The organism is Candidatus Electronema sp. JM (assembly GCF_048287415.1).
Classification (GTDB): domain Bacteria; phylum Desulfobacterota; class Desulfobulbia; order Desulfobulbales; family Desulfobulbaceae; genus Electronema.
In genome coordinates this window covers 40,331-52,518 of the sequence record NZ_JBLWEN010000008.1, presented here as the reverse complement: position 1 = coordinate 52,518, position 12,188 = coordinate 40,331, and the positions used below count along the sequence as shown (strand labels likewise).

The 12,188-nt window shown below is 58.0% G+C and carries 13 protein-coding genes; 3 read left to right on the top strand and 10 right to left on the bottom strand.

Annotated features, from left to right (window positions below; all coding sequences use genetic code 11):
• Position 1: 1 nt before the first annotated feature.
• Genes ACNKH6_RS01885 through ACNKH6_RS01875 form a run of 3 tightly spaced genes read right to left on the bottom strand, consistent with a single transcriptional unit; the run spans position 2 to position 2,904 of the window.
• Positions 2 to 1,255, bottom strand: coding sequence for a hypothetical protein (locus tag ACNKH6_RS01885; protein ID WP_417913850.1), 1,254 nt, complete (start codon positions 1,253 to 1,255; stop codon positions 2 to 4).
• Positions 1,252 to 2,379, bottom strand: a complete 1,128-nt coding sequence (locus ACNKH6_RS01880; RefSeq protein WP_417913849.1) for an SPFH domain-containing protein — start codon at positions 2,377 to 2,379, stop codon at positions 1,252 to 1,254. Before ACNKH6_RS01880 ends, ACNKH6_RS01885 begins: the two co-directional genes overlap by 4 nt.
• Before the next feature lie 24 nt (positions 2,380 to 2,403).
• Positions 2,404 to 2,904, bottom strand: a complete 501-nt coding sequence (locus tag ACNKH6_RS01875; RefSeq protein ID WP_417913848.1) for an FmdB family zinc ribbon protein — start codon at positions 2,902 to 2,904, stop codon at positions 2,404 to 2,406.
• Between the two features lie 236 nt (positions 2,905 to 3,140).
• On the opposite strand from ACNKH6_RS01875, the gene ACNKH6_RS01870 reads away from it, so the two are divergent.
• Together ACNKH6_RS01870 and ACNKH6_RS01865 are read left to right on the top strand one after the other, a co-directional pair.
• Entirely contained in the window at positions 3,141 to 4,373 is a 1,233-nt protein-coding gene (locus ACNKH6_RS01870; protein ID WP_417913847.1) for a tetratricopeptide repeat protein, read from the top strand.
• Between the two features lie 70 nt (positions 4,374 to 4,443).
• Positions 4,444 to 5,880 carry an amidohydrolase family protein gene (locus ACNKH6_RS01865; protein WP_417913846.1) on the top strand — a complete coding sequence of 479 codons (1,437 nt, stop codon included), beginning with the start codon at positions 4,444 to 4,446 and terminating at the stop codon, positions 5,878 to 5,880.
• Positions 5,881 to 5,949: 69 nt separating this feature from the next.
• Here the strand turns inward: ACNKH6_RS01865 and ispD are convergent, their stop codons facing one another.
• From ispD to efp, 6 genes are all read right to left on the bottom strand, one after another.
• On the bottom strand, positions 5,950 to 7,134 hold the full coding sequence (ispD, locus tag ACNKH6_RS01860) for a 2-C-methyl-D-erythritol 4-phosphate cytidylyltransferase (RefSeq protein WP_417913845.1): 1,185 nt from the start codon (positions 7,132 to 7,134) through the stop codon (positions 5,950 to 5,952).
• A gap of 306 nt (positions 7,135 to 7,440) precedes the next feature.
• Positions 7,441 to 8,178, bottom strand: a complete 738-nt coding sequence (gene radC, locus ACNKH6_RS01855) for a RadC family protein (protein ID WP_417913844.1) — start codon at positions 8,176 to 8,178, stop codon at positions 7,441 to 7,443.
• Between the two features lie 293 nt (positions 8,179 to 8,471).
• Positions 8,472 to 8,603, bottom strand: coding sequence for a hypothetical protein (locus ACNKH6_RS01850; protein ID WP_417913843.1), 132 nt, complete (start codon positions 8,601 to 8,603; stop codon positions 8,472 to 8,474).
• 24 nt (positions 8,604 to 8,627) lie between these two features.
• Positions 8,628 to 9,182: a type I restriction enzyme HsdR N-terminal domain-containing protein gene (locus ACNKH6_RS01845; RefSeq protein ID WP_417913842.1), complete on the bottom strand. Its 555-nt coding sequence runs from the start codon at positions 9,180 to 9,182 to the stop codon at positions 8,628 to 8,630.
• Entirely contained in the window at positions 9,182 to 9,739 is a 558-nt protein-coding gene (locus ACNKH6_RS01840) for an NAD(P)H-dependent oxidoreductase (RefSeq protein WP_417913841.1), read from the bottom strand. Before ACNKH6_RS01840 ends, ACNKH6_RS01845 begins: the two co-directional genes overlap by 1 nt.
• 20 nt (positions 9,740 to 9,759) lie before the next feature.
• On the bottom strand, positions 9,760 to 10,326 hold the full coding sequence (gene efp, locus ACNKH6_RS01835; RefSeq protein WP_417913840.1) for an elongation factor P: 567 nt from the start codon (positions 10,324 to 10,326) through the stop codon (positions 9,760 to 9,762).
• A 216-nt stretch (positions 10,327 to 10,542) separates the two neighbouring features.
• Between efp and ACNKH6_RS01830 the strand changes: the two genes are divergently transcribed.
• Positions 10,543 to 11,040 carry a metallophosphoesterase family protein gene (locus ACNKH6_RS01830; protein WP_417913839.1) on the top strand — a complete coding sequence of 166 codons (498 nt, stop codon included), beginning with the start codon at positions 10,543 to 10,545 and terminating at the stop codon, positions 11,038 to 11,040.
• A gap of 10 nt (positions 11,041 to 11,050) precedes the next feature.
• On the opposite strand, the gene ACNKH6_RS01825 is transcribed toward ACNKH6_RS01830, so the two are convergent.
• Positions 11,051 to 12,091, bottom strand: a complete 1,041-nt coding sequence (locus tag ACNKH6_RS01825; protein WP_417913838.1) for a permease — start codon at positions 12,089 to 12,091, stop codon at positions 11,051 to 11,053.
• Positions 12,092 to 12,188 lie beyond the last annotated feature (97 nt).

The window sequence follows — 12,188 nt, the reverse complement described above, 5'->3', positions numbered from 1 at the left end:
TTCAGAGCTTCCGGCCAAACTGGAGCACGCTTTTGCCAATAACTGCGCCAGTGTGCGACTGCGTCCAGTCAAGCTGGCGGTCATCAAAGGGCAGATAGACCAGAGCGGCGGTCTGCATTTCTGCTTCCGCCTCAGGCAAGCGGGAAAATATATTGCGTCCGCTGGCAGCGGAGGCGGCCAGAATCACCTTGAGCGACTGCCGGGCCTCACTGAGCGGCAGCGTCACCGGATACGGATTGGCGGTGGTCTTGAGGTGCATGTCCCGTTCTGGGCCGAACAGCCGCTGGCTGATGGTGATCTGCTTGGCGGTGCGGAGAAAAATTTCCGGGCGCAGCTTGAAGGCAGGCACCCAAAACCGCATCTGCTGGCTGCGCCATTCCGGGCGCACAATAAAGGGCTGATTGGTGCGTTCGGCAAAATCCGCAAAGCTGCTGATGCCCAAAGCAGGCAGCTCGGCAGCAATGCGCCAGAACGGCAGATGCAGAGCCGGAGTCCGGCTGCCGCCGGGAATCACCTTGCAGACCGTGCGCTCCAATGCCTCCTTGCCTATCTGCCAGACGATGTCGCAGTTGCTGCAAATCGGTGCCAGACAGTCGCCCTCGCCCTCCAGATTGCCGCCGCAGCGCGGACAGAGCGCGGCCCGGAAGTGAGGCTGCCACGTGTGCTGAAACGGCTCGCTTTTCAACCCAATTGCGGATGAGCCGGGCAGCGGCTGTCCCTGCACCGCATCGAAAAGAATATCGTTTTTGGGCAGCAGCGGCAGATAAATGAAGCTCAAGGTTTCGCCGATATATGCTTGATGATACATCGTTTCATCAGGGCGGTCCTCCATCAGCTTGCGCAGCTTGGTCGCTTTTTCAAAAATATCCCTGATCCGCCCGGAAAAGGGCAAAAAACGGCCTTTGCTGCCGCTGTGAACGCGAAGCAGCGGCATAGCCTGCGGACGCACGCCGAGTGAGGCGGGCAGACCGGGCAGGCCGCTGCCGTCTTGGGTGGTGTCCAAAACCTTGTGCGAAACACCGGCATCCGTGACGGAGAAAATATTGCCCTTGAAGCGCAAGTAGGGAGCGTGCAGCAGCAGGGTCTGCTCTTTGGCCCGGTTGGGCAGGGCATAGCGGAACGGCCCGCCGCTGGCAAGGAGAAAACTTTTCACCTTGCAATACGGGCAGGTGAGCAGGCGGTCGTCCGCCGCAAGGACAACCGAACCGCCGCACTGAGGGCAAGGCTGCTCGACGCGGAGAATGTTCATGCTCATAGCAGTTTCAGGCCGCAGCCGCCGCAGAATTTCGCGCCGGGCAAATTTTCTTGGTTGCAGGCCGTGCAGATCACCGGCACCGGCTTTTTGTCCGCAGGCTGGCCGCAGCGGGAACAGAATCTGTCGCCCGGCGTGAGATTTTTGCCGCAGTTGACGCACTGCATGAGGATAATTTGCTGCCGTCCGCAGAACGGGCAAAAACGGGCCTCGGTGGGAATGCGGTTGCTGCATCCTGAACACTGCGCCGTGCTGACGGCGGTTGAGCTTGTCGAAACCGAGCCTGCTGAAGTTCCGGCAAACATGGCAGGCATCATCATGCCCATTGCCATGCCCAAACCAGCCCCGGCCTCGCCGCCTGCCTGCGCCGCTTTTTCCATCGCCATTCCGGCTTTCATGCGGACAAACTTGTCTATATCTTTAATCGCGCCAAGGCGGCTGCGGTCGTCAATCGCGGCCTGCACCTCCTCCGGCGGCGTGATGGAATTGATGAGCAAATCGTCCAACGCCAAGCCGAGACGGACAAAATCCTTGGCCAGCCGTTTTTTCATCTCCTCCGCCATCTCGTCAAACTGGGCGGGCAGGCTGAACAGCGTGTCCACGGTTTCGCCGAGATAGTCGTTGAGCCGGGAGACGATCACTCGGCCCAGATATTCTTCAATCTGTTCGGTGCTGTATTTGCCCATCGTCCCGGCCAAAGTGTTGATAAACAGCACTGGCTGGATGACGCGGATGTTGAAGATGCCGTGCGCCCGCAGGCGGACAAAGCCCAGCTCCGAATCGCGGAAGGCGAGCGGATCGCGGGTGCCCCATTTCAGGTTGGGGAAGAGCTTGAGATTGACGAAATAGACTTCGGCCCGCAGCGGGCTGGTCATGCCCCACGGCGTGGCGAGCAGCTTGGTGATGATCGGGATGTTGCCGGTGCGCAGCGTGTGCAGGCCTGGCCCGAAGGCATCGGCGGCCCGGCCTTTGTAGTACATGACCGCCGCCTGGCTCTCGCGCACCGTAAGCTGGGCGCCGAACTTGATTTCACCAGAACCGCGCTCCGGCAGGCGGTGCAGCAGCTCTTGGCCGGTTTCGTCGAACCACTCCAGAACTTCCAGCAGAATCAAGTTGTCGGTGCCCATGACGGTCTCCGCTTCGATGGTGAGTTAGAGCTGATACAGCGTTTCGTCCCGCGTCGGCTGTCTGGGGCCAGAACGAATTTTTTTCTTCAGCAGCTCCAAAGAAAAGGAATCCTCGGAATCAAGCTGGTCGCCCATGTCTTGTTCAATTTCATCCGGGTCTTCTCCAGCCTCCATCCGGGCAATGGCCTCATTCATCTGATCGCCGAGATTGATGCCGGTTTTGTCCGAAAATTTGCGCATCAATTGCGCCATATGGCGGGGATCGTCCTCATTCATTCCCTCCGCATCGCGCATCAAGCTCTCAAAAGCGCGTTCCATTTTGCTCTCGTCCATCCCAGCTAAAGGGTGATCATCGTCTCCGTCCGACTCTTTGGCCTTGCTGATGACGGCGAACGAGGAAAGCTGGCGGTCAAGCTCCTTTCTTCCGCATTTGGGGCAGTCCGGGCGTTTTTCGGTGTTGATCCGGCTGGAAAAAAAGTTGTAGATGGTGTTGCAGTCGTGGCAGAGAAATTCGTAAATCGGCATTGCTGAAGCGGTTGCAAAATATTGAAAAACTCCTGCCGCAGGCGGCGGCAGATATGAATGGAGGAAGCATACTTGATTTGTTCTGTTTTCTCAACAGATATAAGCGCAGACAGGCCGCTGCCGCTCCGGCCAAGCAAAGATTTGCTTGTCCTTGGGCCGCTGGTCTGCTATACCAAGGCGCAAGAGCTTGCCATGCCAAAAGCCGCCCACCAACCTGCTGAGGAGGAACCGAGGCCGTGTCCGAAAATATCGCCCTGTCCCCTGAATCCTACGGGCAGCGCCTAATTGCCCAGAAAAAGAAGCTCCTGCCTGCGCTGACAGCGGCGATTGAAAGCCGCGACGACAGCAGGCGCGAGAAGCTGCAAATGGCCGTGACCGCCATCACGGAGGCGTTGACTTTTTTCAAGCAGAGCTACCGCAACGAGATAGCCTGCCGCAAGGGCGCACTGGCCGCGCTGGGTAAGATGCAGAACATGTTCGACAAGGCCGATCACGATCTGGCCTGTGTTGGCGTGCAGGCCAATGCCAGCACAGTAGAGGCTGAACAGGTTTTCGACAAGCTGGTGGGCAAAGGCGGCAAGGTCGGGGCCTTCGCTGCTTACCACAGCGGCAGGCTGGCTGAATGCCGAATGGATTTCAGCCGGGCCGCAGTGCGTTTCGATAAAGCCATTGAGTTAGACAAGAGCAATTTCCATTACCTGAAGGCAGCCGGACTGCTGGCCCGCAAGATGTACCAGCACAAAAAAGCACTGGCCTGCTTTTCGGCGATAGAAAAACTGCTCATGGGCAAGGAGGGTGCAGACGCGGAGCTGGCCGTTGCCCAGCGGGAGATATGCTGCACCGCCCTGCTCTCCGGCCAGACCGGCCCGGCGATGGAATACTGCAAGAAAGCCATGAACGGCATCGCCAAGCATCTGGGCAAGACGCATCCAGAGTTGGGCATTTGCTGGTTCCTGCTCGGCCAGCTACAGGAAAGTCAGGGCGAGTACGAGAAGGCGGAGGCACCGTACAAGCAAGCCTTGGCGATCATGGAGAAAAGCGACAACGACATGGTGCTGGCAGGCATTCTTGACAAGCTCTCTCGTCTACACATGGAGCTGGAGGCGGAGTTCGAGGCGGTGCCGCTGCTGGAGCGGCTGCTGAAGATCAAGACCAAGTCGCCGCAGCCGGATCTGGCCGGAATCATCATCATCTACAATCATCTTGCCGAGGCCAGCCGTATTTGCGGCAACTATGACCGCTCCGAGGAATTCTACAAGCAGGCTTTAGCTGTGACCCAAAAGCTGCGCGGCAAGGATCATCCGGCAGTCGGCAGCATTTATCAGGAGCTGGCCAAGCTCTGCGACCGGCAGCGGAAAAAGGAGGAGGCGAAGCAGTACAACGAGATGGCCGCCGCGCTGTTCAAGCGCGTCATCGAGGCGCAGGAGGCGGCGGCAGGGGAGCAGAGCGGCGAGCGGCTGACGCTGTGACGCGCCTGCGTTCAGGCGGCGCGCCGGACTGGCGCGTCTTTTCACCAAGTCCATTTTCCATCATTGCGCCATGAACCATTTTGATCAGTCCTTGGAGCTGCTGGCCTTCAATCTCAAGCTCGCCAGCCGCAGCAGCCGCACCCGCATTCTGGTCAGCTCAGGCAAGGAGGAGGACAAGCAGACCCTGCTGCCGCACATCAAAGAGCTGAAAGCCATCGGCGTGGAGTTCTTCGCCACGCCGGGCACCAGCCGCTTCCTGCTCGCCAACGGAGTTGCGAACACCGAGCTGCACAAGATCGCCGACAACATCGCCCCGAACATCCTGCCGTATCTGTCGGACAGCAAAGTTGATCTGGTCATCAACATCCTCACTGGCAACAAGGATTACGACGAATCTTCCGACTCCTCCACCATCCGCGCCCTGTGCATCGAGAACGGCATTCCAATCTTCACCAGCGTCAAGCTGGCCGCAATGACTTTGGCACGGCTGCTCAAAGACAAGAAGGGGAACATCTTCAACTACGCGATCACTGACCCGTCTGCTCCTTGGGACATGAAGAAGCACTTCCTCCAGATGGTGCTGGAGAAAGGCGGCTTCGCCTGCTATCATGCCCATTTCGACAAGTCCTACATCATCTCGCCCGACAACCTCAAGCTCAGTCAGGCGGACATGCAGAAGAAGTGGGAGCTGTACAGGTACATCAAAGAGAATTACTCCGAAAGCGACCTGACCGAGCGGATGAGCCGCTGCATCGAGGTGATGAAGGCCCAGGGCGTGACGCACTGCCGCACCTTCATTGACGCGGACAAGACCGTGCGGCTGCTGCCGATGCAGGTCGCCCTTGCCCTCAAGGAGAAGCACAAGCATGAGATCAAGATTGAAATCGCCGTGCAGCCGCTGGAAGGCGTGCTGAACAAGGAGTCGCGGGACTTCTTTGAGCAGGCCTGCGCACTGGCTGATGTGGTCGGCGGCCTGCCGTCGAAAGACCGGCCCCTGCCGGAGAAGCATCTCGACATCATCCTCTCCATCGCCAAGAATCTCGGCAAGCCGGTGGATGTGCATGTGGATCAGGAGAACAACCCGGATGAGAACGAGACCGAGCTGCTGGCGGTGAAGGCGATTGAGCACGGCATGGAAGGCAGGGTGCGGGCGGTTCATGCGGTCTCGCTGGCGGCCAAGGATCCAAGCGAGCGCAAGCGCGTCATGCGCCTGGCCAAGGACGCAGGAATGAGCTTCATCGTCTGTCCTTCAGCGGCCTTGAGCATGAAGCAGCTCCAGAAATACGCGCCGCTGCACAACTCCATCGCCCCGGTGGATGAGCTGGTCGCCAGCGGGCTGCCTGTCTATCTCGGCGCGGACAACATCCATGACCTCTTCATGCCGCTGGTGGACGGCGACATGTGGACAGAATGCCGCTTCCTGATGGAAGCCTGCCGCTACTACGAGCTGGAGACCGTGGCGGCCATCGCGGCGGACAAGAGCGGCTTTGCAGCTTCAGCCCGCTGATCTTTCCCGCTGCTGCGCAGGAGGATATTTTCCTCCTGCAATGTTCGGTCGTTACCCTGTTATCCCAAATCAGACCGCCATCATCAGCACCACCGCATGAGTGCTGATGCCTTCGCCGCGCCCGGTGTAGCCCATCTTTTCTGTGGTGGTGGCCTTGATGTTGATTTGCTCCGCCGCAACACCGCAGACAGCGGCCAGCCGTGTTTTCATTGCGTCCATGTACGGTGCAAGTTTGGGTCGCTGGCAGATCACCGTGATGTCGGCATTGACTAAGCGCAGCCGTTTTTCCCCAGCGAGCCGCATCACCTGCGTCAGCAGCCGCAAGCTGTCCGCGCCACGGTACTGCTCGTCTGTGTCCGGGAAATGGCGGCCAATGTCGCCCTCGCCAAGCGCGCCAAGCAGGGCATCCATTAGGGCGTGCGTCAGCACATCCGCGTCGGAATGACCATCCAAGCCAAGATGACAGGGGATTTCTTGGCCGCCGAGAATGAGCTTGCGTCCTGCAACCAGCCGGTGCGCGTCAAAGCCGTGGCCAATCCGCAGCATAGTGTTTTCCTCCCGCAGCAGCCTGGCGGCAATCCGCAGATCGTCAGGCCGGGTGATTTTGATATTCTGCTCGCTGCCCATGACCACCGCCACCGGAATGCCCGCATGTTCCAGCAGCGAAGCCTCATCCGTGCCGAGAAAGCCGCTGGCTTCGGCATGACGATACGCCTGCTCTATTAGGTGCCGTTCCATGCCCTGCGGGGTTTGCGCCTGCCAGAGCTGCTCGCGGTCAACCGTGCGGCAAACCATTTCTCCTGCAACTTCCTTCAAGGTGTCTTTGACCGGCACAGCGGCTAGCGCAGCCCCGTGCTGCGCCACTCCGGCCAAACAGCGGTCAATGATTTCAGCCGTGACCAAAGGCCGTGCGCCGTCATGAACGAGAATGCGCCCAATTTCCACAGGCAGGGCAGCGAGGCCGTTGCGCACCGACTCTTGCCGGGTTGCGCCGCCTGCGGTAAAGAACAGCTTTTCCCGCTCGCTGGGAGAAAACAAAGGAAGCAGCTGCGCTTGGCCGGAGTGCAGATGCTCCGGCGGCAGCACAGCAACCACCACGGCCACCGCCGGATGTTGAAGAAAGACTCGCAACGTGCGGGCCAATATCGGCTCTCCGGCCAGCTCAAGGAATTGCTTGGGCACTGCCGCCCCCATTCTGGAACCAAACCCTGCGGCAGGAATGATCACGCCGACAGAAGCGGAAGTGTTCATCATCTTGTGCGTATCACGTTACAGAGATTCATCGTGCTGCTGTTCTGGAGGAATTGCACTGTGATAAGGAGGCTTGTCCCAAGCGTCCAAACGTTGTTTGAATTTATTTAATGCAGCCCTGCGTTGAGGGGACGCATCAAGCATGTGCTTGATGCAGGGGCGAAAGATTTTTCGCCCCTACTGCTTATGCAAGAGGTCTGTATGTAATCAGGAACCCATACAGAAATTTTTTAATCTCTCCAGTCATGTGTTCAGGTCTCAACTTCTCTTTGAGGCAAGGGTGAGAGATACAGACCGATATCTGTCCATTCACGACAGCTTGGTGCGGATGGCGGCGCAGTCGTTGCGGACAGCGGTCATCATTCCGGCATCGGCGAAACTGAAGACAGTTTCGCCCGCGCCGATGATCAAGTGATCGAGCAGATTGATGTTCATGAACGAGCAGATCAGGAACAGGGTGCGGGTGAGCTGCTCGTCCTGCGCCGACGGCTCGCGGCTGCCGGAGGGGTGATTGTGGGCGATGACCAAGGCGGCGGCATTGCGGGCCAGCGCGGCTTTGAGCAGCTCGCGGGGATAAACAGTGTTGACGTTGACTGTGCCTTCAGAAAGAATTTCGCTGTCAATCACCGCGTGGCTGGCATCAAGATACACGGCCATGAAAACCTCGCGGCGCAGGCCACGCAGAGCATGGATGAGGTAATCAGCCACCTCTTTGGACGAGGTGATGTAGCTCTTTTTCTGAATCCGCTGGCGGAGATAGCGCCGGGCCACGCCTTGGATGAACTGAAGGGCGAAGATGTTCTTCGGCCCCATGCCTTTGATTTTCTCAAGCGCAGCCGCTGGCGCGTCCAGCACTTCCGGCAGGGTCTTGAATTTCTCCAAAGCATCTCTGGCAGGCTGCTTGCAATCGCAGCGCGGCGTGCCAAAGGTCAGCAACAGCTCGATGACCTCCACATCGGAGAGCGCATCAATGCCTTTTTCCTGAAAACGGTCTCGCAGCCGCTGGCGATGGCCTTCGAGGGGATTGGAAATTTCTTGCTGATTCATAAGAAATGCGGAATGCCAAGGACAGAAACAAGAAGGAAGGCATCATGCCTCCCTTTGATCATCTTTAACCTCTGCCTCTCTTGGCCGGAACGGGCTTTGGCGGCGGAGGTGGCGGTATATAGCCCCTCCTATTTGAATTCTGCTCGTTTCGAGGTGGAGTTGTTGTCGGACGTGGTGAAGTTGGATGTTGCTGTGGTGTTGACGGGGACTTCTTTTCGCTCATTTAAGGCTCCTTTAGCTGAAAGATTAGCTCCAACAAAGATGGTTATGCAACAGAATCCGAATATATTTTGTTAGACACCTAAAGCACCGCCTGAAAGTGAGAGAACTGTTTTGTCAAAATCTTCTTGCGATTTCTGTTCAGCAGCAACAATCCATTTTCGATATTCGGCTAATTGATCTGCTTGGTTGTTTTCTTCAGCCATTTTTTTCACTCATTTGAAAAAAATTCATCCGCATCGCTCCTTCCGGCAGCAAATTTCCAAATCAAACACATTCAGCACCCGCAGGTTGCGCTCGCGTTCCGGGCCAGTCAGCGGCGGACGGGGCGGATGCGCAGCCAGCAGCTCCGCCGCCTGCGCCCGGCTGGGAATGGCGGCCATGCCGCTGGCCAGCACCTTGCCGCTGTGGGTTTCCAGCAGTTCAGCATCTTGGCCGTTGGTCACCACAGCCAGCGGAATGCAACACGTTGCGTCCAGCACCCGCGCCGCAGCCACCGCAGGTTTTTCCCGCGTGACCAGCGAACCCGGCCCATAGCGCAGAACAAAAAGCCGCTGGCCATTGACGGAAACAGTCAGGTCAATCAGCGAGCGGACAAAGGTTGTGCCGAAAAGAGTCTCAATGGCCAAGCGCGGTTCCAGCTCTTTTTTGGCAAAACCGCGCTCCTCGACCAGCAGCCGGGCAAGCTGCTGCCGGAACCGCTCATCGTCGGTATCCGGCAGCTCTTCACCAGTGAGATAATCCCTCAGCGTGCCGTAAACAAAATGATGGCCGGGCTGGTGCATCAGCCGATGGTGAAGCCGTCCAGCAAAATGTGGTATTCTTCGGCTCGCTTGCCCAGTTCTTCATCGCTGATGCCGCCCATCGTCACTGGCAGGACGCTGTGGACGACAAAGGGCGGCAGCCACGTCAGGCCGCAGAGCGTGGCAGTCTGCTGGAAGGGGCGGAGCAGTTCGCTCATGGTGAAGTTGTTGCGCCCGCCAGAACGATAGGCATCTTGCGGGCCGCCGGTGGTCACTGCCGAGAGCCAGCATTTGCCGTTCAGTTTGTCGCCCACGCCCGGAGGATAGGCAAAGCCGTATTGCAGCACCTGATCCTGCCATTCTTTGAGCAATGCCGGGCCGCTGTACCAGCGGACAGGGTGCTGGAAGACAATCAGATCATGCTCCAGCAGCAAGTGCTGCTCCTTCTTCACATCAATCTTGAGGTCAGGATATTCCTGACAAAGATTGCGGAAGGTGACGTTGGCCAGCTTGCGGGCTTCTTCAGCCAAAGCGCGATTGCCTCTGGACTGCTCGAAGGTGGGATGAAAGAGATTGAGCAGAATGCGCGGCTTTGCCATGATGCCTCCTCCTTGCGGAATTATTCTTTCACTCTGGTGAGATAGGCCCCTGAACGGGTGTCAATCTGGATGAGGTCGCCTTCCACGACAAAAGGCGGCACTTGGAGCTGATAGCCGGTCTCAACTGTCACCGGTTTGGTGTCGGTGCCAGCGGTGTCGCCTTTGGCCCACGGATCGGCCTGCGTCACCTTCAGGTTGACGAAGTTGGGGATGGTAATGTCAATCGGTCTGGTCTCGCCGAAGAACAGCACGGTCACTTCCATGCCTTCCTTGAGAAAATGGACGTTGTCGCCGAGCTGCTCCTTGGTCAGGAAAATTTGCTCGAAGTTGCTGGTGTCCATGAAGTGGTATTCCTCGCCCTGCGCGTAGAGGAACTGCATCTTGCGCTCGTCCAGATTCGGCTTGTCGAACTTGTCGTTGGAACGGTAGGTGTTGACAAGCTGGTTGCCGGAGATCAGGCTGCGCATCTTGGTGCGATAAAGTGCCTGGCCTTTGCCCGGCTTGGAGAACTCGAAATCGGTGATGATATACGGCTCGCCGTCAACCTGAACTTTCAGGCCTTTGCGCAGGTCTGCTGCTGTGTACATTGGCTGTTCCTCTGAGAAAAACTGGATAAGAAAGCACGCTGCGGGATGCGGCGCACACAAGGCTGCATGTTACGGGATGCCCCTGTTTTTTGCAACCATTCCCTGTCTTTTCTTGTCAAGGGCCGCCTCCACCCTGTAAACTGAGAAAAGTAGCCGGTTCCGGGCAGCGGGCCGGACAGCGTTTTTTCTCTTGAACTCCAACTTTGTGAAGCGTTCATGATCAGGGCAGGCATCCTCTCCGACACCCATCTGACCCGTGTGAACTCAGATTTTATTGAGGCGGCACGCCGCTGTTTTTCCGACTGCGAGGTGATCATCCACGCGGGCGACACGGTGGATGTCTTTATGCTTGATGCCTTCCGGGGCAAAACGGTCTATGCCGTGCATGGCAACTGCTGCGGCGCGGCCACGCAAGCCGTACTGCCCAAGCAGCTTGAGTTCGAGCTGGGCGGCTTCAACATCGCTTTGACCCACGGCAACCAGTTCGGCAGGCACGGCATGGACATAGAGCCGGGCCTGCTCGCGCATTTCCCGACAGCCGACTGCCTGATTTATGGCCACACCCACAACGCGGTCTGCCATAGTGCCGCAGGCAGGCTGATCATCAATCCCGGCTCGTTCCAGCTCAACGGCAGATTCGGCCATCCCTGCACCTATGCCGTGCTGGAGGCAGGCAAGGAGCTGCGGGGAGAAATCCGCCAGCTTCACACTTGACTGAGCCGCTTTAAAACAACAGATTAAACAGCCAGCCGGTGAGCAATATTCCCGTCCCCACCACGGCGACGAACACCGCAATCAGCTTCGGCTTCAGCACCTTGCGCAGAATCACCATCTCTGGCAGCGAAAGGGCAATCACGCTCATGGTGAAGGCCAGCACCGTGCCCAGCGCCGCGCCCTTGCCGAGCAGGGCTTCCATCACCGGCACAATCCCGGCGGCATTGGAATACATGGGAATGCCAATCAGCACGGCGAGCGGCACTGACCACCACTGCGCCTTGCCCATGACCGAGGCCATGAAGTCTTCCGGCACATAGCCGTGAATGCCCGCGCCGACCGCAATGCCTGCAATCACATACAGCCAGACCTTGCCCACGATCTCGCGCACCGCTGTCTTGCCCATCGCCAGCCGGTCTGGCCAAGTCAGCCGTTTCTCAATCACCAGCTCGCGGACAGTGCGCATCTCCAGCACCCAGTCTTCCAGCAGGTGCTCCAAATGCAAGCGGCCAATAATCCAGCCGGAAACGATGGCAATCAGCAAACCAGAGCCAAGATAAAGGGCAGCAGGTTTCCAGCCCAGCAGGCCATAGAGCAGCACCAAGGCCACTTCGTTGATCATCGGCGCGGCGATCAGGAAGGAAAAGGTCACGCCGAGCGGCACTCCAGCTTGGACAAAACCAATGAAGAGCGGCACGGCGGAACAGGAGCAAAACGGCGTGACAATGCCGAGCAGAGCGGCCAGCACATTGCCAACAGCCTCCTTCCGTCCTGCGAGATGCCTGCGGGTGCGCTCCTTCGTGAAAAAGGACCGCACAATGCCGACGGCAAAGACGATCAACATCAGCAGCAGCATGACCTTGGGGGTGTCATAAACAAAGAACTGCACTGCCGCGCCAAGATGGCTGTCTTGTTGCAGTCCCAGCAGGGTGTAGGCAAAGAAGTGTGAGAACGGCAGCAGCAGGCTGTAGAGGAGATACCACAGACAGAGGCCGCCAAGACCACGCAGTGCCATCTGGGTTTTGCGCTGTTCATGCGAAACAGATTTCATGCTGTTCTTTTCTCCTTAGGAAGGCAATTTTGTAATTCTGATGAGATACTCCGTCCCTCTCTGAAACACAGCCTTAATCTTCAGCAGCCGTTCCAGC

Excerpts from the sequence above, each read along its gene's own strand:
- ACNKH6_RS01880 (WP_417913849.1), bottom strand. The coding sequence starts at position 2,379 with ATGGGCACCGACAACTTGATTCTGCTGGAAGTTCTGGAGTGGTTCGAC.
- radC (WP_417913844.1), bottom strand. The coding sequence starts at position 8,178 with ATGAATCAGCAAGAAATTTCCAATCCCCTCGAAGGCCATCGCCAGCGG.
- efp (WP_417913840.1), bottom strand. The coding sequence starts at position 10,326 with ATGTACACAGCAGCAGACCTGCGCAAAGGCCTGAAAGTTCAGGTTGAC.
- ACNKH6_RS01830 (WP_417913839.1), top strand. The coding sequence starts at position 10,543 with ATGATCAGGGCAGGCATCCTCTCCGACACCCATCTGACCCGTGTGAAC.
- ACNKH6_RS01865 (WP_417913846.1), top strand. The coding sequence starts at position 4,444 with ATGAACCATTTTGATCAGTCCTTGGAGCTGCTGGCCTTCAATCTCAAG.
- ACNKH6_RS01850 (WP_417913843.1), bottom strand. The coding sequence starts at position 8,603 with ATGGCTGAAGAAAACAACCAAGCAGATCAATTAGCCGAATATCGAAAA.
- ACNKH6_RS01885 (WP_417913850.1), bottom strand. The coding sequence starts at position 1,255 with ATGAGCATGAACATTCTCCGCGTCGAGCAGCCTTGCCCTCAGTGCGGC.
- ACNKH6_RS01840 (WP_417913841.1), bottom strand. The coding sequence starts at position 9,739 with ATGGCAAAGCCGCGCATTCTGCTCAATCTCTTTCATCCCACCTTCGAG.
- ispD (WP_417913845.1), bottom strand. The coding sequence starts at position 7,134 with ATGATGAACACTTCCGCTTCTGTCGGCGTGATCATTCCTGCCGCAGGG.
- ACNKH6_RS01825 (WP_417913838.1), bottom strand. The coding sequence starts at position 12,091 with ATGAAATCTGTTTCGCATGAACAGCGCAAAACCCAGATGGCACTGCGT.
- ACNKH6_RS01875 (WP_417913848.1), bottom strand. The coding sequence starts at position 2,904 with ATGCCGATTTACGAATTTCTCTGCCACGACTGCAACACCATCTACAAC.
- ACNKH6_RS01845 (WP_417913842.1), bottom strand. The coding sequence starts at position 9,182 with ATGCACCAGCCCGGCCATCATTTTGTTTACGGCACGCTGAGGGATTAT.